The organism is Spiroplasma chinense (genome assembly GCF_008086545.1).
Classification (GTDB): domain Bacteria; phylum Bacillota_I; class Bacilli_A; order Mycoplasmatales; family Mycoplasmataceae; genus Spiroplasma_A; species Spiroplasma_A chinense.
The window spans coordinates 851,237-871,058 of the sequence record NZ_CP043026.1 but is presented as its reverse complement, the minus strand read 5'-3'; the positions used below and the strand labels follow the sequence as shown (position 1 = coordinate 871,058).

Sequence of the window (19,822 nt, the reverse complement as noted above, 5' to 3'; positions counted from 1 at the left end):
TTCAGAGAATGTATATAAATAAACTTACTGTAAATATGATATTTTTTAAAAATTATTATATTTAATAAGAATTTTAAATTACTTGAACTTTCTAAAAAAAATAAAAAATTTAAATACATTATAAAAAAGAATCAATTGTTAAACTAATTTATGGTTTTTTAAGTTTTTTTATTAATAAATAATGTCCTTATTTATTCACCATTGTGAAATAACTATATCCAATTCTTTTCCTTTTACCTTATAAGTGATTTCATTATTTTTTGCATGAGGCCTTACATGTATTGCCAAATTATCACTTTTTTTAAGGTTAAAACTAAGTTTCTTTACAACTTCCTTATTTTCTATCATCCTAAAAATATTTTGTTTAACTATATTAAAAGCTAATTCTGCTTTTTTCATATTATCTTCATTAAAATAAAACGTAATATAATCTCTAAAAATATGTGTATTCTTATCTATGATTAAAATTATATATTTTTTGATAAGAACCTCGTTATATAAGACACTCTTATCAAAAACTTCATTAATAATATCTAATGGATTAAGGTTTATATTTGTATTTATTTCTTCTTGTATTTTGTCTTTGTCTGAAATTTTGTGGGAAATCTTAAGATATGGGTGTTTATAAATTGAATCAAACATGTTTTTGTTATTCGACCTTACAAAATTTTTGAAAGCTAATTCGTGTCAATTCTTAGCGGCGCTCAATTGCAATAATTTTGTACCTTTAATTCCATCTAAATAGTCAAAGATGTCTTGATCATCAATTAATTTTTGGGTAAAATGTTGTTTATCCAAACTATCTAAAAAATTTTGAAAGTTATCATTAGAATTAGTTTCCAAAATTCTCTTTAGCATTTGTTGTTTAAAACTAAAAACTCGTCTTTTTGTTTCTAAACCTGTCTCTAAATCTATATATGACTTGTCATTGGAATTTCCTTTTCTTGCAGGACTTAACCATTGGTAATCTTTTTCTGTTATTAAATGAGTTATGTTTTTTTGAGACGCTTCTTTTATTTTTTCTCAATCTTTTTTTATGTTTTGAAAAAACATATCTTCATTCATATTATATAGTTGAGCACTATTGATTACATAATTCATTCGTTCCTCTTCAAAATCATGGATATATGTCATTATTAACATGTATTTGTTTTTCTTGTAAAAACTACTCATTTCAAAAGTTTCGTTTTTTATATTATCAAAATTTATCATGCTCATTGACATTCTCTCTTTTGGGGTTAATTTTCGTTTATTGTCAATGTATTTTAATGGAATAACCTTTAATTCTATATCAACGCCATAATAATTTAAAAAATCAGCTTCTTTTGAAGTATTTGCTGGAATATCAAATAAATATTTTTCTATCAACAAACCTATTGAACCTTTATTTTTCTTATTTTCTGTAATGAATTTTTCTTCATCACCAACAATATCAACCATTTTTTTACCAATAGCTGATTTTGCTTTTTCGTATATTAATTTGATTTTATTTTTATATTCTTGATCTATCATTTTTTTCACCACTATGTTATTATAATATATGTTTAAAAGGAGAATTTGTATATGAAATCAATTAAAGTTATTGAATTATTTGCTGGAGTAGGTGGTTTTAGACTTGGTTTAGAACAATATAATAAAGATTTATTTGATTTTGTATTTACAAATCAATGAGAACCTGGAAAAAAAATACAACACGCCTTTGATTGCTATGTGAATAATTTTGGTTCAGAAAACGCTTATAATGAAGATATTTCTAAAGTTAAATATGATATCCCCGAAGATTGTGACCTTCTTGTAGGAGGTTTTCCATGTCAAGATTATTCTGTTGCAGCAACTAATGCAAAAGGTATCGAAGGAAAAAAAGGGGTTTTATGATGAGAAATTAGCTGAATTTTAGAACATAAAAAACCAAAAATGGTATTACTGGAAAATGTTGATAGATTATTAAAATCTCCTTCAAACCAAAGAGGAAGAGATTTTGCCATTATGCTTATGAATATGCATAATTTGGGTTATGATGTTGAATGACAGGTTATAAATGCGGCAGACTATGGTATGCCTCAGAGAAGAAAGAGAGTGTTCATTTTTGCAAAATTACGAGAATTATCTATTAATGAAAATATTGAAAGAAAAGAAATAAGTTTAGATGTTATTAATGTGAATTCGATATTTGAAAGAGATTTCCCAGTGATTGAAAAAAATATTAAAAAACCTAATTTATTTTTAGAATTTGTTGATACATTTCAAAATGAATTACATGTTACTTCTAATTATAATCTAGGTAAGTTTTTTACTAAGGGGTTTTTAATTAACGGTTATCTTTATCAATATGAAGTTGAAGTTAATAAGAATTTAATTAGTTCTTATAAGGTTTTAAATGATATATTGTTGAATGATGCTGATATTGATAAAAAATATGTTTTAAATGCAAGTCAACTTAAAAAAATGAAAGAATTAAAAGGTGCTAAGAAAAAAGAAAGAATAAAACCAAATGGTGAACATTATATTTATTCTGAAGGAAAAATGAGTTTGAATGATGAAATATATAATCCAGGAAGAACTATGCTTACTAGTGAATCATCATTAAATAGATCAACTCATATTATAAAATTTAAAGAAGGTAATCGTAATAGATACAGATTTATAACGCCAGTTGAAGCTGAAAGACTTAATTGTTTTCCTGATAATTGAACCTCATCAATAGAAAGTGAAAAGATGAGATATTTTTGTATGGGAAATGCTCTGGTCGTAGATATAATAACAAAACTTGCAAATCAAATTGAAACTAGAATTGAATTGTTTGGAAACAATAAGTCAATTAAAGTAACTAAAAAAGCTGATTTTAATAATAAAAAAAATTATTAAAATTAAGAGATGGTAGGGAAACTAAAAAAATTTTTGAACAAATTTTTTAACTATTTTATATAATCATAAATTAAACTATCTATTTAAAATATATAAATAATAAAAGAATGAGGAATATTAATGCATTTAATTAAAAATGATGAGTATTATTTTGCTTTTAATAAAAAAGAAGCAATGAAAGTTATAGAACTATATAAAAACAAGAAGATTTGTGTAATTGATTTTGAAGCATTTCAATTACATAGTTGAGCAAAAAGTAGTTTTAATAAGATAACAATAAATGATATACCATACACTGTTTGTTTAAATACTTTACAATATAATCAAGAAACTTGTGAATTTGAAAGTTTTAATGAACAGGTATATCAGTTTTGTGATGATTGAAAAACACAAGATCAACTTCTTGTAAAACTAGAAGAGATGGCAATTTTTATAGCGAATTATGTAAAAACTAATAATATCGAAATATTTTTGTATATGGCAGATTATCTTGAAAAACAAGCTTTAAATTTTTTTGTTCAAACTTTTTCAGATATAGCTATTTTGAAGGACTATTTAATTTTAAAAGGTTACGATCTATATAACTTCTTTTTTAAAGAAAGTAATTTCAAAATTTTATCTTATACTCATAAACCACAACATATGATAAAAACATTTATGTATAAATATGGTGATGAATATGAAAATTTTGAGATTGGTAGAGATGGAATGAAACATTTTGGAGATATTATAAAAGGCAAGAATTCTAATATTTTGGATTTTGAACTTGTAAAAAAACACAGTCTAATCGATCTAAAAAAAGGAACAGAACTTTTTAATTATATTAATGCGCTAGCAAATTGACCTGATGATCAAGTGATAAATATAGATTTATTAAGTAAAGAAAAATAAAATCAATTTAAATCTAAAATATATAAAACCCATAGTGGTTTTATATATTTTTTTTATAGTAGAATATATTTATATAAAAGAGGAATTGAAATGATAATTTATAAGAAAACAAAAAAAGAATTTATTGATGACATGGATCAAAGAATTGTGGGAGACTTTTTACGTGAAGAAATTAAATTTTTAATGAACAGAACAACTAGTGATAGTGAATATAGAAGTTGAGAGAATTCACTTTCAATTATGAGAACTATTTTAGACAAACCAGAAATTGATGATGAAATAGGAGTTGCTATAGAATACAATCTTCCAAGAAGTAATAAAAGAATTGATATGGTTTTATCAGGAATTAACCAAGAAAAAGAAAGACTTTTAATAATTGAATTAAAACAATGAGAAAAATGTGAAAAAGTAGTAGAGCAAGATATGATAGTTAGAACTTATGTTGCAAAAAATTTAAGAGAAGTTACACACCCTTCGTATCAAGCTTACGCTTATGGAAAGTTTTTAGATGACTTTTCAGAAGTTGTTTATTCTAGTGAAAATATTGAGGTTCAAACTTGTGCATTTTTACATAATTATGATGTAGTTAAGTATCCTGATATTATTGATAAACAATATGAAGAGTATTTACATGATTCTCCTCTATTTTTCAAAACAGATTATGGAAAATTAAGAGAATATATTAAAGATTTTATTCCTAGAGGAGACAGAGCAGAGTTGATATCTAAAATTGACGAAGGTCAAATTAGACCTTCAAAATCTATTCAAAATTATATGAGAACTATAATTGATGGAAAAAGTGATTTTATGTTGCTTGATGACCAAAAAGAAGTGTTAGAAAAAGCATTAGCCCTTTCAAGAAAAACTAAAAAAGATGGTAAAAAAAGAGTGTTGATTATCCCTGGTGGTCCTGGAACTGGAAAAACCTTGATTGCTCTACAATTATTGTCAAAAGCTATTCAAAATGATGGAAACGCCATTTATTGTTCAAAAAGTGAAGCGGTAAGAAATGCTTTTAAAAAGCTAATTTTAGATGGAAGTAAGGATAAAAAATATACAAAAGTTACAGTAGATAATTTATTTTATGGAACTTCAAAATTTTCATATCTTATTAAGAATCAATATGATATGACTATAGTTGATGAGGCACATAGAGTTATAAATAGACATCAATATACACCTAAGGACAGAGGATATAACAATCAAATCAGAGAGATTATTTGTGAGTCAAAATTTTCTGTATTTTTCATTGATGAAAAACAAATTGTTACAACAAAAGATATTGGAACAATTGAAGAAATTCAAAGACAAGCAAGACTTGAAGGTGTTGAAGATGATAGAATCACTGTTTTTGATCCATTAGTTTCCCAATTCAGATCAAGTGGGGCAGACGATTATATTAATTTTGTAGATTATTTACTTTATGATGGTGAAAAAAGTAATTTATCTTTTAGAAATACATTTGATTTTAAAATTTTTGATGATGTGCAAGAAATGTATGATGCAATTGTAGAAAAGTCAAAACAAAACTCTGCAAGAGTTTTAGCAGGTTATTGCTGAAATTGAATATCTAAAAAAGATAAAGAATTATTGGATATCGAAATTGGGAATTTCAAAAAACAATGAAATCTTGAGAATGATAAGTATTTTATGTTAAATAATGAATCTATAAATCAAATTGGTTCGGTTCATCAGGTTCAAGGTTTAGAGATAGATTATGCTGGAGTAATAATAGGTCCAGACCTTTATTCTGATGGAACTGATATAAAAACAGATTGAACAAAGAGGGCGAAAAGTGATAAATCTTTAATTAACATCAAAACAGAAACTGATAACAGTTTACCTCTGGATGTATTAGAAATGAAAAAAGACAAAATAATTAGAAATACCTACAACGTCTTGTTGACTAGAGCAATGAAGGGGTGCTATATATATTGTGTTGATAAAAATTTAAGTAATTTAATAAAAAGTAAAATATTTGAATAATTTTTAAAGATATTAAAATTTTGGAGAAGTGAAAAATGAATATACGAGAAATGTTAGTAGATATGTCAAAAAAAGATTCCAAATCCTCTGCAAAAAATATAGCGGAAGTGATACTTAGAAATCTTAATGAGGGACTAATTAAAAATCAAACAGAACTTGCAAAGGAATGCTTTGTTTCAGAGAGTGTGTTGACAAAATTTGCTAAAAAACTTGGTTTTAGCGGGTTTAGAGAGTTTAATTGAATGCTCAAAACTGAGTATTCAAAATATTATTTAAACAATTCTAAAAAATTGGATTCCTATGAACTTATGGGAAATATTTTTAATGATTTTTATAATTTGGTAACTCAAAATAAGGATTTTCTCGAAACTTTATCAGAAAAAATTAAGTTAAATAATAAGGTTTTGATTATTTGCTCATATCAGTTAAATGATAGTGCTAAATATTTCAGAGATATTTTAAGTGATCTTGGCATTGAGGTTTTATTTTCTGAAAATAGAATTACGGCAAATAAATTAGCTTTAAAATATATAAAACACATACCGGTAGTTTTACTATTAGGAGGTCAAGATAATACCTTTCTTGTTGAACAATTAAATTTCTTACCAGAGCCCTATCTGAAAGAAAATCTTTTTGTAATCACTAGCGAGTCTCAAGAATCAAAAATTTTAAATTTTGGATTTAAGTTTGTTATTTGAAATAGAGATAATTATATTGATTATAAATTTAGAAGGGTAATGGTAGATTATATTATCCTAACTTTATACACCTTGCTAGTCTAATACTTTCTTATTTGGAAAGTATTAGACTTTTTGTTTAAAGTAATGGTTATTTTTTCCAATTATTGTTAACTTATAATTGAGGTGAAAAAATGAAAGTATTGAAAGTTTTTGCTCCCTTTAGCGGAGTTGTACAAAAAATTGAAAAAATAACCGACAATGCATTTGCAAGTAAAGCTCTAGGAGACGGGGTATTTATAGTACCAGATAACAATGTTATGTTAAGTCCCTTAGAAAAAGCTAAATTAGAATTAATCGCAGATACTAAGCATGCATATTACTTCCAACAAGATGAAATAAATTTATTAGTTCATGTTGGACTTGAAACTGTAAATTTAGAAGGTCGCCCTTTTAAATTGATTAGTAGTCTTGGAGACACTGTTAATCTAAAAACTAAGATTGTAGAAATTGATAAAACTGAAATAAGTGACAATATTTCTTTAGAAACTCCAATTGTTATTGAAGTAAATGAATTCAAAGAATATAAAATTAACTTTAAAAAGGATGGGAAGAGAGTTGAACAGGGAGAATTGCTTTATGAATTAGAGTACTTAAAAAAAGAAGTTACTAGTGATCAAATAGTAAAAATTGACAGAGAAATAAATAAATATGAGACAATCGCTTCGCAAATACTTCAAGCAATTGGTGGTGTTAAAAACCAAACTAATGTTTTTAATTGTATGACGAGATTGCGTTTCAAAATAATTAATAAAGATTTGGTTGATGAAAAGTTAATAAAACAAATTTCCATAGTTAAAGGAATAAATTGAGCTGGTGAAGAATTACAAATTATTATTGGTGGGGAAGTTCATAAAGTTAGACAAGAATGCTCGAACTTGATTGAAAACAAAAATGATCAAAAAACAATTGAAAACAAAAAAATACCATTCAAAAATAAAATTGCACCAGCTTTAACATCTATTTTGTTTCCAACTATTCCTTTATTAATTGGAACAGGAATAATTGGTGGAATACAAGCTATTTTAGTGGTTGCTGGAGTTTTAAAAAATCCTTCACCAACATTACCAGTTAGTGAATTAGATATTTTTAGTGTCTTATTTTATGTTGGGTCTAAAGTGGGTATCGAATTGATAGGGGTTGCATTTCTATACAGTACTGTAAAGTACTTGAAGGGTGAAACGCCTATGGCGATATTGCTAGCTTTATTACTAACAAGTAGATATTTGATGGGTTCTGGTTGAGTATTATTTCAATTATTTGGAAATGATATCTCAATAAAATCTTATGAAAGTTCTGTTTTACCAATGATTGCTGCAGGATTTTTAGTTCATTACATGAATGTTTGAACAAAAAAATGAATGCCTTCATCAATAGATGTTGTATTTAGAACAGCATTTGTAGTATTTTCAAGTTTCTTAATAATTATGTTTACAGTTGGTCCGTTCTTTAGAATTATTGAGCAAATATTATCAAAATTTGTAATGCTTTTAGGTGATATTCCTTATGGTTTAGGTCTTGGTATATTTGCAATGCTATGGCAAGCATTGGTTCTCACAGGAACTCATGTAGCTATTGTAACCGCCATTTCATTGCCAATGACAAATGAACAATTACCATCAGTTATGTATTCAGCTCTACAAATTGCAATAGTAGGACAAATGGGAGCTGCCATAGCTGTAGCTATTAGAACAAAAAATAATAAAATTAAACAAACTGCTTGAGGTGGTATGCCTGGAGCTGTGTTTGGTATAACAGAACCATTGATCTATGGTGTTAACCTTAGAAAGTTCTGACCATTCATTTATGGAAGTCTAGGGGCTTTAATCGGAGGAACAGTTGGAGGAATGTTTGGTTTAGCACAAATTTCTAGAACTGGAACTGGAGTAATGTCATATATTGGATTGGGTGTAGGCAAAAATCTAATTGTTGGACTTATTGCTTCGTTAATTGCTTTAACAAGTGGTTTTGCCATAACAGTTCTTCTTTATGTTGATAGAAAAACTGAAGTTAAAGAATTTAAAAAAGTAAATAAAACTTATATAAATTTATTATTAAAAAGTAAACAAATTTCTAAAAAAAATGAAAAAATTATTGAAATAAATGATAAATTAGCAAAAATTGGTTTAAAAATAAAAGGAGAAAATAATTACAAACAATATGAAGAAGTTTTAATTTCTCTTTCAAATAAAGAAATTAAATTACAAAAAATGAATGATAAATTCACTTTTAAAAAGGATTTAATGTTTAAAAAAGCTGAAAAATTGAAAAGTGTAGATATTGAAAAATACAATGAATTTGCAATAAAGTATAACAATTTTGTAAAGGGAGATAATTTTGAGTTAGTAGAAAATCAAATTAAACAATTAAATGTCAATTTAGAAGCGGAAGTTAAAAAATATAAAAATTTCACAGATGAAATTTTAAAAGAAATTTATGAAATTATTGATAATAAAGATATGAAGTTAGATAAACAATTAACAACATTTGTAAAAGACAAATATTATAATGCTTTAAATATTTTTGAAATTAATTATGAAATAAATGATGAAAAAACAATAGATTATAAAGTTCTTAAATTATTTTATAAAGAAATGAAAGTAGGTAAAATAAATGTTAAATAAGTTTCCAAAAGATTTCCTATGGGGAGGATCTACAAGTGCTTATCAATTTGAAGGAGGTTGAAACAGTGATGGAAAAGGTCCTTCAACTCAAGATGTTAGAACAAACATTCCCGAAGGAACAACTGATTTTAAGGTAGCATCAGATCATTACCATAATTGGAAAGAAGATGTTGATTTAATGGCTGAAATGGGATTTAAATCTTATAGGTTTTCTATTTCTTGGTCAAGAATACTTCCAAAAGGATACGGAGAAATTAATGAAAAAGGTGTAGAGTTTTATAATAATTTAATAAACTACTTATTAGAAAAAAATATAGAACCAATTATTACAATGTATCATTTTGATTTACCAAATGCATTAGAAGAAAAGGGTGGTTGATTAAACAGAGATATAATTTCTTATTTTGAAAATTATTCTAAAGTTCTTTTTGAACGATTTGGAGATAGAGTAAAAAAATGATTAACTATTAATGAACAAAATGTAATGATAATCTTTGGAGAAGTGGTAGGAATTAGTTTTGGCGATAAAGAAAATAGATTGAAAAATACTTATCAAGTAAATCATCATATGATGATGGCTTCAGCAAAAGCTATGATTGCTTGTCATGAAATGATTAAGGATGCAAAGATTGGACCTGCACCAAATATTAATGCCATTTATCCAAATAGTAATCACCCAGAAGATCAAATAGCTGCTTTTAATATGAGTGTCTTTAGAAATTGATTTTACTTGGATTGCTATGTAAAAGGAATTTATAACCCTTTAGTTATTAAATACCTAGAAAAAAATAACGCAATGTTCAGTATTGAAGAAGGCGATCTAAATACTTTAAAACACGCAAAACCTGATTTTATAGCTTTTAACTATTATTCTTCAGCTACTGCTGCAATTTCTCAAGAAGATGATGATTTTAATGAATTAACAAATCAACAAAAATTAAGATCTATTGTTGGTGTTTATAAACAAATTAAAAACCCTAATCTACAAAAGACAGAGTTTGGGTGAGAAATTGATCCGGTTGGTCTAAGAAGTACTTTAAGAGAAATTTATGATAGATATAATTTGCCATTGCTAATAACTGAAAATGGTATTGGTGGTTATGATGAATTAATAGATGGTCAAGTAAATGATGATTATAGAATCAATTACTATGAAAAACACATTGAGCAAATGCTATTGGCTATTAATGATGGTGTTGAATTAATGGGTTACAATCCTTGAAGTGCTATTGATTTGGTATCTACTCATGAAGGAATCAAAAAAAGATATGGTTTTGTATATGTAGATAGAACCGATGATGATATAAAAGAATGTAAAAGATATAGAAAAAAATCCTTCTTCTGATATAAGGAATTTATTAAGAATACAAAGTAAAATTTAAAAAAACAAAAAAATTGATTATTTAAATCAATTTTTTACGTAATAAAGTTAATCTGAAAACTTAAAATATAAAGAATAGTTATCACTTAAATTTTCTTTTAAATCAGATAAAATTTTTTCCTTATCTATATCAAATAAATTAGATAAGAATCTCGCAAATCTTTTTGGTCCACCACCATCGTAACCGATATTCATTCCATTTCCCTGAGACTCCACTTTAAAGTTTCCTGTTAAAATATAAAACTTAAAAGAAGAAGAACTGCTTTTAATACAATACAGCTCGACAGTCTCTGTTTTTTTTATATTTATAATATCAATGATATTATTTAAAATTTTCTCAGTATCATTAACGCCACCTACATCACCTAAAAATAAACTACATTCTTCAATGCTAAAGGGCGGATCGATGATATCTTTTTTTATTCATTTTTCTGTTATTCTCATTTAAAATCTCCTCTCTAAGTAATTATAAGTTAATTGAACTCAATTAAAAGCCTTTTATTAGAAATTAAAAATGATTTTGAAAATCACTTTATAGTTGAAATTAGACATATTTACCAAGGGTGATGTAATAAAGTGTTTTATTGTTAAAAATATTTGGTTTTTATTATAAAATTATTAGCTATTTTGACCATATAAACTTCAATTCTATAATTATAAAGTTATTTCTCTGTTATCTTGAATGTATTCGTAATTTACTGTAATGTAAATTAATATTTAATTATTGATATAATGAATTTATAAATTATTTATCAACAAAATATAAAGGAGGATAATAAACTTGAAAATACTTTTTATAGGAACTGGTCATATGGGTTCGGCTATTCTTGAACAATATGCAAATAAAAATAAAGATAATGAAATATTTATACTAAATAGAAATCTTGAAAATTCAAAACTTTTAGCAGAAAAAAATAACGTGAGATATTTAACTGATTTAACGGAAATTAAAAATATTAAATTTGATATTTTTATAATAGGGGTAAGACCAATTGATTGTGCCAAGTTATTTGAAAGCTTAGATGAAATAGACATTTCAAATAGTTTAATTATAAGCATGGTAAATGCTTTAAGTATTGAAAGTATATTAAACAGTTTTAAAAACTCTTTAAACCTTTCTGTTATTAGAATGATACCAAACATGAATGCAATAATTGGCAAATCTCTTACAAGTTATACAACTTTTGGAGATAATAAAACTTTATTAAATTGTGGTTTAGAAATTTTAAAATCATTTGGAAAAGTATTTGAGATCACAGAAGACAAGTATCCTTCTTTTGTAACTTTAACAGGAACTTCTCCAGCTTATATTTTTGAATTTCTAAAAGCTTTTGAGCAATTTGGTCTAGAAAATAATTATGATCACAAATTTCTAAAGGAATTAATTGCAGAGCAAATAATAAGTACTGTTGAAAACTGGAAAAATAATGATAAAGAAACAGAAATGTTGATAAAAGAAATTTGCGTTCCAAATGGTTCAACGATTGCAGGATACAATGTACTTTTAAAAGAAAAGTTTTTAGAAACTGTTATGAAATGCTTAAATGCTTCAAAAGAAAAATGTTAATACATTTTTCTTTTTTTTAATAAGTTATTAGAGGTCTTTTGTGATTAAAAGAAATGTATAATATAAATGGATTGGTAAATTCATGTTTATTTAATAAAAGTTAAGGGGAAGAAAATGAAAGAGCTTATAAGTATTAAAAGTGCAAAAGAATTAGATTCTTTTAAAAATTGCAAATATCTTTTATTGTTTAAAAGGTACTTTGCAATTCCAGGAACTGGTGATACTTATCCATTTATTCCCAGAGTAGCACCTTATCTTAAAAAAGTTATCCCAATTGATGAAAAAGAATTCTACAATCCTATTACAAAAAGACTTGCAAATGCAATTTTGCTTGATCTTGAAGAATCTTATAAAATTTTAGAATCTAAAAGTTTTAATTATCATTTAGAAAACTATGGCATTTCATTTACTTTTTTTGCAATAGTAAATGAAGAAGATCTTTTAGAGTTTGATGCAAATATTGTCTATGAAAAGAAAGAAGAAAAGAAATTAGCTTTAGAAGAAAAGTGAAAACAAGCTCAAAGAGTTTTAAATGGAAATAAAAATGACTTAGATAGTTTAAATGAACTTTGTTATCATTTTGCTTTAAAACTCTTAAATACAAATATTTTGGTGGATAAACCAAAAATAACAAGTTATAAAAAGCTATTTTCTATTTCAAAAATAGCTTTAATTAGATCAATACTATATGCTTTTGCAGCAAATAAAAAAACTATTAAAATACTTAATTTAGACTTCTTAAAAAAAGATAACCTAAAGGTATGGTTTGATAACTTGTCTGATTATCTTGAAGATAAATTTATTGATAATACTGATTTTTTATCAATAAATGATTGTTCTGAAATTCTTGAAAACAAGAAATTTAAATTACTTTATTTTAATTTAGATGAAATTCTTTTAGATGAAGAATTTATTAACTTAACAAAAGAACTTTATAAAACCTTTTCTTCTAAAACAAAAACTTTACAAAGATATGTTGAAAGAAATTATGGTTATGAGGATGGAGAATTTATATTACCTAAAGAAGAATATAAGCTACCAAGTAAATCGAATTTTACAAGTAAATCTAATTATTTAAATGCAAGATTCTCTGATTTTGCTAAAGGTTTAGGATATGAGTTAAAAAAATACCTGGATGAAAATTTTTAAATATATCAAACTGACATTTATGTCAGTTTTTTTGTTTTTTTTCAAAGAAATTTAAATTTCTTTGAAAAAGTTGTACATTTTTTCTAAAACGATGACGATAGTTTAATTGAGGAATGAAAAACTCAAATTTGTAGAATACCTTAATTGGTAGAGGAGGAAAAGATGAACAACCAATTTATTTTTAAAATTACAGTAGATTATAAGAAATTACAAGCAGAACTATTAAATGGAGATGAAATTAATGTTCCAGATGTTATTTTAAATTTAGAAGATTTTGATAAACAATTTAATTTGATAAAAAAAGAATCCGCACAAAATCTTATAGACTTCTTAAAAGAACATTTTGAAGAAAGAGGTTTGGAACTAGCAGGATTAATTTTTGATTATTATTCAAGAGTTTTAGAAGCTCTAAAAGGCTATCCGTTTAATAAAAGAAAAAGAGATTTAAGTGATCCTATTGATAAAAGAGTAACCATTAATTGAAATGAAAAAAATTCAGTTTCTGAATCAATTGAAGAAATTGAAACAGACAAAGAAGGGTCATTTGACTTATTTGACAATCAAGAAAGAGCACAAAAAGTTGAAGAACTAAAATTAAAAGTAAATTCAAACTTTCCAAATAGTTCAAAAAATAAATCAGACTTTTTAACTTTCTTTAATTCTAGTTTTGAAGATGATAAAGCTAGTAAAACAAAATCAAAAAAATATAATAAAAAATAATTAATTATTTTTTAGTACATGGAGTGTAGAAAAAATGAAATTAATAAAAGAAATAGATAAAGAACTTTCTTTTGATTTAAAAATAAATGGTGATAAAAATGATTTTGGAATAGAAGAATTACAACCAAGAATTATTTTAAACCTAGATAAACAAAATCAAAGTTTTGAAATTAGCAATAATATTTATTCTTCAAAAATGACTAACTTCATTTTTGAGAAGTGACCAAAGCAAGGTTCTTTGGTAGTTAAGTATTTATACTTTAGATACTTTTTAGCTTTAAAAGAAATCATTGAAAATCAAAATACAATTTTTGATGATATGGATGTTATTGAAAAAGAATTTATAATTTACAGACTTAGAAATTATAAAAAACAATGTGAATTACTTTTGTAATTCAAAAAGGAGAAAAAAATGAAAAATATAGAAAAAATAGATGATAAACAATTAAAAAAAATGAGCGAACAATTTACATTCAGTGTATCGTTTGAAAAATGTGAAAATTCATTAAAAACAAATGGACCTTTTCACATACCAGAAGTTTTTATAGAAGTTAAAGGTTTAAAAAAGACATTCAATCTAAGTGATAGTAATGAAGCTAAAGAACTTTCAGATCTAATACATGAAAAATATAAACATAATGGTTATAAAATTATGTACCATATTGGTAGATTTTCAAGACATATTTATGATGGTCTAAAGTTTGATACATTTTCTAAAACTGAAAGAGCTTTAATAAATCCTTCAAGAGATAAACTATTAGAAGGTTTTAAAGAAACAAAAAAATATTATAATGAGTTAGAAAAAATATTAGATACTTATGATATTGAAGATATTGAAGATTTAACAATTGAAAAATTAAAAGAACTAGTAGAATTAAATTTTAAAGGTCAAAAAAAACTATATGAAGGTTTAAAAGAATTATTAGCCATGGAATTAATTAAAGACTTAGATGATTTTTCAATGGCTAAAACACTGTTTATTTTTGAAGAAAATTGAATATTAAATAAATTATAAAACAGAAGATAACATTTTAAATTTAAAAAGGCTACACAATTAATAAAATTGTAGCCTTTTTAAATATTCATCTTAAAGTTTTAGTTTGAAAATCTTTGTTTCAAATTTTATTATTAATCGATTAAATCAACATACGAGATTATTGTCTCCATATTATTGTAACTGTCTATATCCTCATAATTGAATTTAAGAGGTAAATAATTTAAAAATTTAGCAGACAAATTATCGATATTCAAAAGATGATTGTTAACGTGTATGTTATTTATGAATTCTTTTTTATCTCCTGAAGAAGTTATCTCTACTTCTAAATAATCTTTAGTCTTAATTGAATTATCGTTTTTTTTATTTATAAAAGGTAGTGCAATTTTTAATGGTATCTTGTAAGTTTCAAAAGCTTTCAAATCAAAAGTAATCTCATTGCCTAAGGGAAATTTTAAAATTTCTTTCGCATTTATCTTGTTTTCTTCTTCAATAAAAGTCGAATAACCCTCTCAATAACCATCGAAATAACCAAATTTAATTTTAGAACAAATATAAGATAAATTACTTAAAAATTTTACTTTTAGAGAATTACAGATTTCATTAAAAACTTCTCTATTCTTATATTTTAGAATTCTAAGGTGCAGAAAAAAAATCTTATCCAAATCATCTTCTAAAATAAAACTTTTTATTAAATTTAAAGTTTTCTCAAAAAACCTGAAATCATTAATATCACTATAAACATGTTTTATGAAATCGGTTATTAGTTTATCACCATTAATAAAAGTGTTATCGAAATCAACAAGTTTTTCAATGGAAATATTTATATCAAAAAATTTTTCAGTATATGTTTTGTCATAATCAATTTTTGATACTTTTTTGAAATTAGCAGAAACTAGGAAAAATATTTTTGTATTTTTAAGTTTAAATAATATATTATAAAGTATTGAAAAAAATTTTATTTGATTTTCCTTTGAACATCTGTCAAGTTCATCAAAAATAAAAACATAATTATTATTTCCTGAATCTATAGTTTTACTAATCGTTTTAAAATTGTTTTCTAAATCATTTTTACTATTTAAATTTTCAATAATTTTGTCATCATTTTTCTCGGTAAACTTATTGAAATCTATTTTAGTAATATTCGAAATAGTTGAAAGTAAAAATTTTGGAATACTCTTAATTAATTTATCATTACTGGGGTTTATCGATAAACATTTGAAAAATTCAACAATAACCATATATAAAAAATTATCTTCATGTAATTCTAGACTTCAAAGATCTATTTTGTATGTTAATGTGTCCTCGACATAATGTGCAATTTCTTTTTTTAATAAGTCCATATAAGAACTTTTACCAGTTCCCCAATCACCGTGAATTGCAATTGAATTTGTATTATTTTTTTTTGCAAAATAATCTTGTATTATTTTTAATAGTCAATCGGTTTTTGTCATGTTTAGATATTCATCCCTTCAATAAATGTTTTAACAACTTTCAACCATTGTCCTACAATTTTTTGTCTAGCTATTCTGATATCATTAATTTTCAAAGTTATTGAACTTTCGCTTTGTTCTATTCTTTTAAATTGATCTTCTAACATTTTTGAAAAGGCTATAAAACTTGTATCTCTTCAATTGTTAAACTCTTTAATTTTCTCTGACTGATTTCCATCTTTGTATTTTTCAATTAATTTATTTTCTGTTCTAATTAACATTCTCACAATGTTACCAACAAATGTAAAACTATCTGCATCAGTTAAAAAGATATTTGGGTTTTGATCTGATACTTTAAAAGGTATTCCTCTGTATTGATCATTGAAACTTGTAGCCACAAGAATACCATATTTAGATTCTTCTCTAGCCATATCTTCAGTAAGTTTTTTTTCTCAAGTATTTTTTCATTCCGCATTTTTAACTTCATAAATTATTTTACCCATAACTTGGCCATCTTCTTTTATGGTATGTCTAAAGTCAGCTTTTTTAGTTGCATCATTTATTTTTTCAATTATGTCATTTACAAATACTTTTCTTAACTCACCTTCAACATCATGTTCAAAGTTTTCTCCTTTAGTTTTATTTTGGATAACTTTGTTTTGAGCGTTGCTTATTTTAAGTTCTGTGATTTCTGCATTTGCAATTGCAAGTTTGTTTTCATATTCTTGTCTGTAATTTTCAATTAATTCTTTACTTGCAAGTTTACTTTTATCTTCAATTGATGCTAATTCATTTTTTAGTTTTTCAATTTCAAGATTTTTAGAATTTAAAAGTTCTTGGTTAGTTAATTTTATTTTTGACTCTAATGTTTCAAGTTCATTTTGACTTTGAGTTTTTACTTTATCTAATTGTGCTGTCAACTCACTAATTTGTTGAATGTATTTATTTTCAACTTCTTTTTGAGCGATTGAAATTTTTGAAGTACTTTCTGATTTAAGTAATTCTATTTGTTGATTTAAGTCAGCTAGTTGTTGTAAATATTTTGCTTCTATATTTTTTTCTGTTAAAGAAATTTTACTTTCAGATTCAGTTTGTAAGTTTTTTAAACTTGCTTCTAAGTCAGTGATAATTTTTATATACTTGTTTTCAGTTTCTTTAACTGAAAGGGCAAGTTTGTTTTCGCTTTCTTGTGATAAGTTTTGAATTGTATTTTCAAGTTTTGTAACTTTTTCAATATAACTAGATTCAATAGTTGTTTTAAGTGAGTCTAGTTCTAATTGTTTTTGTTTATCAAAAGATTTTTTTATTTCTTTTGATAATTCTTCTTTATAAATGTTTTCTTTTGAATTAAAAAATTCATGTAAATGTTTTAGACTTTGTTCACTTTGATCAAAGTCTTTTTCTGTAATGGTTTGTCCACATTTTGGACACAAAAAATTAAGTTCCATATCATTTGGATTCCTTTCATATATTTTATTTGTGTAATAATAAATTAAATGTAGTCATTTCCAGTTACTTAGGAGTGACTTGTTTTTCTCTTTATTAATACAAGGAGATAATAACAATAAATAAAAAAAATGCAAATAAAAAACAAATAATTTAAAAGAGAAGAATAGGGGAGTGTGAATGCAATAAACCTTAACACGGCTAAGATTAATGTTTTTTTAATTTGAAAACTGTTTTCAAATTGGGTGAATAAATGTTATATTAATAGAAGAGGTTAACTCCTCAATTTGCCCATTGCGGCACGCCCTCCCTTTACGGGAGATTTTTTTTGAGGAAAAAAAATATGAAATATAGAAAATATGATGTAGTATGATTAACAAAATTCATGATAACAAAATTTTTGATAATTTATCAATTTCTAAGGATGTTTTAATTAGCGGAAATAAAAATAAGCATGGTGATTTTGATAGTGATTTTTTAAAAACTAGACCCGCTGTTGTATTGTCAAATTTTAAATATAATTCAAAAGGAGAATCTGTTTTATTGGTTGTTCCTTTAACAACTAAAACAACTTATAAAAAATTACAAAATAGTTTTAGATCACCTTTTAACGCATTAAAAAAACCTTCATTTTTAATGTGAGATTCAGTTATGAAGGTAAAGACTAATCAAGTTCAATTCATTTATTCTATTGGTGGGAAAATGATAGATTTATCAAATTCTGCAAAAAAGTATATATTTAAAGAGGGCAATCAAAAATTGTTAAATTGAATTAATTTATAAAAAAAATAGAGGATTAATAAACAGGGAAAAAATAATTCTACACATCTGAAAGGAAGTGTAGAATTTTTTTATGTCTAAAAACTTAACAATAAATCAATGGATTTTTATTATAGGAATATATAAAGAAGATGGTTTGATGAAAGCTGTAAATGAATATAAGCAATTAACAGGTAAGACCACAAAAAATTGTTATATTCAAAGAGTTATCAAATCAAAAGTCTTTTTATTAGATAATAAAGGTATGAACGCATTAATTAGAACAAAAGGTAGCGGAAGACCTAAAAGCCGCGATGATTCAGATATTCCATCAATAATCGATGAATTAAATGAAGATGAAAAAAGAGAAATTATAGAAAGTTGAATAAAAGAACAAAGAGATAAACGAAATAAAAATTCCTTAGATAGTTTTTGCCATTTAAGGAAGCATTTAATACCAAAGATTTTAAAATTTCATAGAACTAGTTATTACAAAGCTAAAGTCACAAGAAAATATAAGTACGATCATTTAAGAGAACAAGTTGAAAGTATTTTTAATTTGTCTAAAAAAATTTATGGTAGTCGAAAAATTGCTGTAATTTTAAATGAACAAGGAGTCGACATTTCTGATAGAACCTTAAGACACTATATGTTTAGATGAGGCTTGATTACTCTAACAAGGAGAAAAAAAAGAAAAGCTGAATCAAAAAATACCAACGTTCGTTATAAAGATTTAGTTAAAAGGAATTATAATCCTGATGTAGATAACATTATTGCAACAGATGTATCCTACATCCCTGCAAATTTAAAGGAAAGAAATATTTATTTATCTGCTGCAATTAATCACAAAACTAAATATATAGAGTCTTGAAAATTATCTGCCATAAACGATAATCAATTGGTGATTGACACAATTAACAATTTAAATAGAACTGAATTTATTTTCCATTCAGATCATGGTGCTCAATATTCTAGCAAAAGTGTTTTAGCAACATTAAAAAAAGTAAGGGCTAAAACTTCAATGGGAAGAGTTGGTAATTCGTTAGACAATAGAGAAATAGAATACTTTTTTGGTTGCCTAAAGGGAGAATATTTGAATCATATAAATACTAAACAAATGAATATTAAAGATATAACAAAACATATATCATGATATATAAATTGATATAATAACGAAAGAATACAAAAGAACTTGAATTGAAAAACACCAGCATCTGCTGCTGGTGTTAATGTTCAAGTTTAAGTGTAGAATTATTTTTTCCCACTATAT

At 25.0% G+C, this 19,822-nt stretch carries 17 protein-coding genes; 13 read left to right on the top strand and 4 right to left on the bottom strand.

Translation table 4 applies throughout. The features are described from left to right. Positions 1-171: 171 nt before the first annotated feature. On the bottom strand, positions 172-1,512 hold the full coding sequence (locus SCHIN_RS03935) for a MutH/Sau3AI family endonuclease (protein ID WP_166508340.1): 1,341 nt from the start codon (positions 1,510-1,512) through the stop codon (positions 172-174). Positions 1,513-1,563: 51 nt separating this feature from the next. On the opposite strand from SCHIN_RS03935, the gene dcm reads away from it, so the two are divergent. From dcm to SCHIN_RS03905, 6 genes are all read left to right on the top strand, one after another. Further along, positions 1,564-2,865: a DNA (cytosine-5-)-methyltransferase gene (dcm, locus tag SCHIN_RS03930; protein ID WP_166508339.1), complete on the top strand. Its 1,302-nt coding sequence runs from the start codon at positions 1,564-1,566 to the stop codon at positions 2,863-2,865. A 120-nt stretch (positions 2,866-2,985) separates the two neighbouring features. After that, positions 2,986-3,756 (top strand): hypothetical protein, encoded by a 771-nt coding sequence (locus SCHIN_RS03925; protein ID WP_166508338.1) that lies wholly within the window; start codon positions 2,986-2,988, stop codon positions 3,754-3,756. 90 nt (positions 3,757-3,846) lie between these two features. Further along, entirely contained in the window at positions 3,847-5,742 is a 1,896-nt protein-coding gene (locus SCHIN_RS03920) for a DUF2075 domain-containing protein (RefSeq protein WP_166508337.1), read from the top strand. 35 nt (positions 5,743-5,777) lie between these two features. Beyond that, positions 5,778-6,524 carry a hypothetical protein gene (locus SCHIN_RS03915; protein ID WP_166508336.1) on the top strand — a complete coding sequence of 249 codons (747 nt, stop codon included), beginning with the start codon at positions 5,778-5,780 and terminating at the stop codon, positions 6,522-6,524. An 89-nt stretch (positions 6,525-6,613) separates the two neighbouring features. Then, complete coding sequence (locus SCHIN_RS03910) at positions 6,614-9,103, top strand: PTS glucose transporter subunit IIA (RefSeq protein ID WP_166508335.1); 2,490 nt, start codon at positions 6,614-6,616, stop codon at positions 9,101-9,103. After that, positions 9,093-10,478, top strand: coding sequence for a glycoside hydrolase family 1 protein (locus SCHIN_RS03905; protein WP_166508334.1), 1,386 nt, complete (start codon positions 9,093-9,095; stop codon positions 10,476-10,478). The genes SCHIN_RS03910 and SCHIN_RS03905 overlap by 11 nt, the downstream gene beginning before the upstream one ends. A 54-nt stretch (positions 10,479-10,532) precedes the next feature. On the opposite strand, the gene SCHIN_RS03900 is transcribed toward SCHIN_RS03905, so the two are convergent. Continuing rightward, the gene (locus SCHIN_RS03900; protein ID WP_166508333.1) at positions 10,533-10,928 is read right to left on the bottom strand and encodes a hypothetical protein; all 396 of its coding nucleotides are present in this window, start codon (positions 10,926-10,928) and stop codon (positions 10,533-10,535) included. 337 nt (positions 10,929-11,265) lie between these two features. Here SCHIN_RS03900 and SCHIN_RS03895 point away from each other — a divergent pair, with 337 nt between their 5' ends. The 5 genes from SCHIN_RS03895 (at position 11,266) to SCHIN_RS03875 (ending at position 14,935) form a co-directional block, all read left to right on the top strand. Then, on the top strand, positions 11,266-12,051 hold the full coding sequence (locus tag SCHIN_RS03895; protein WP_166508332.1) for a pyrroline-5-carboxylate reductase family protein: 786 nt from the start codon (positions 11,266-11,268) through the stop codon (positions 12,049-12,051). Between the two features lie 114 nt (positions 12,052-12,165). Continuing rightward, positions 12,166-13,200 (top strand): hypothetical protein, encoded by a 1,035-nt coding sequence (locus SCHIN_RS03890; protein ID WP_166508331.1) that lies wholly within the window; start codon positions 12,166-12,168, stop codon positions 13,198-13,200. Positions 13,201-13,362: 162 nt separating this feature from the next. After that, positions 13,363-13,920, top strand: a complete 558-nt coding sequence (locus tag SCHIN_RS03885) for a hypothetical protein (protein WP_166508330.1) — start codon at positions 13,363-13,365, stop codon at positions 13,918-13,920. A 34-nt stretch (positions 13,921-13,954) separates the two neighbouring features. After that, the gene (locus tag SCHIN_RS03880) at positions 13,955-14,314 is read left to right on the top strand and encodes a hypothetical protein (RefSeq protein WP_166508329.1); all 360 of its coding nucleotides are present in this window, start codon (positions 13,955-13,957) and stop codon (positions 14,312-14,314) included. Between the two features lie 18 nt (positions 14,315-14,332). Further along, the gene (locus tag SCHIN_RS03875; RefSeq protein ID WP_166508328.1) at positions 14,333-14,935 is read left to right on the top strand and encodes a hypothetical protein; all 603 of its coding nucleotides are present in this window, start codon (positions 14,333-14,335) and stop codon (positions 14,933-14,935) included. A gap of 113 nt (positions 14,936-15,048) precedes the next feature. On the opposite strand, the gene SCHIN_RS03870 is transcribed toward SCHIN_RS03875, so the two are convergent. Next, complete coding sequence (locus tag SCHIN_RS03870) at positions 15,049-16,368, bottom strand: P-loop NTPase fold protein (RefSeq protein WP_166508327.1); 1,320 nt, start codon at positions 16,366-16,368, stop codon at positions 15,049-15,051. Between the two features lie 2 nt (positions 16,369-16,370). Beyond that, a complete protein-coding gene (locus SCHIN_RS03865) occupies positions 16,371-17,795 on the bottom strand; it encodes a DUF2130 domain-containing protein (protein ID WP_166508326.1) in 1,425 nt (474 codons plus the stop codon). Between the two features lie 367 nt (positions 17,796-18,162). Between SCHIN_RS03865 and SCHIN_RS03860 the strand changes: the two genes are divergently transcribed. Beyond that, positions 18,163-18,576, top strand: a complete 414-nt coding sequence (locus SCHIN_RS03860) for a type II toxin-antitoxin system PemK/MazF family toxin (RefSeq protein ID WP_166508325.1) — start codon at positions 18,163-18,165, stop codon at positions 18,574-18,576. 70 nt (positions 18,577-18,646) lie between these two features. After that, on the top strand, positions 18,647-19,795 hold the full coding sequence (locus SCHIN_RS03855) for an IS3 family transposase (protein ID WP_166508324.1): 1,149 nt from the start codon (positions 18,647-18,649) through the stop codon (positions 19,793-19,795). Positions 19,796-19,822 lie beyond the last annotated feature (27 nt).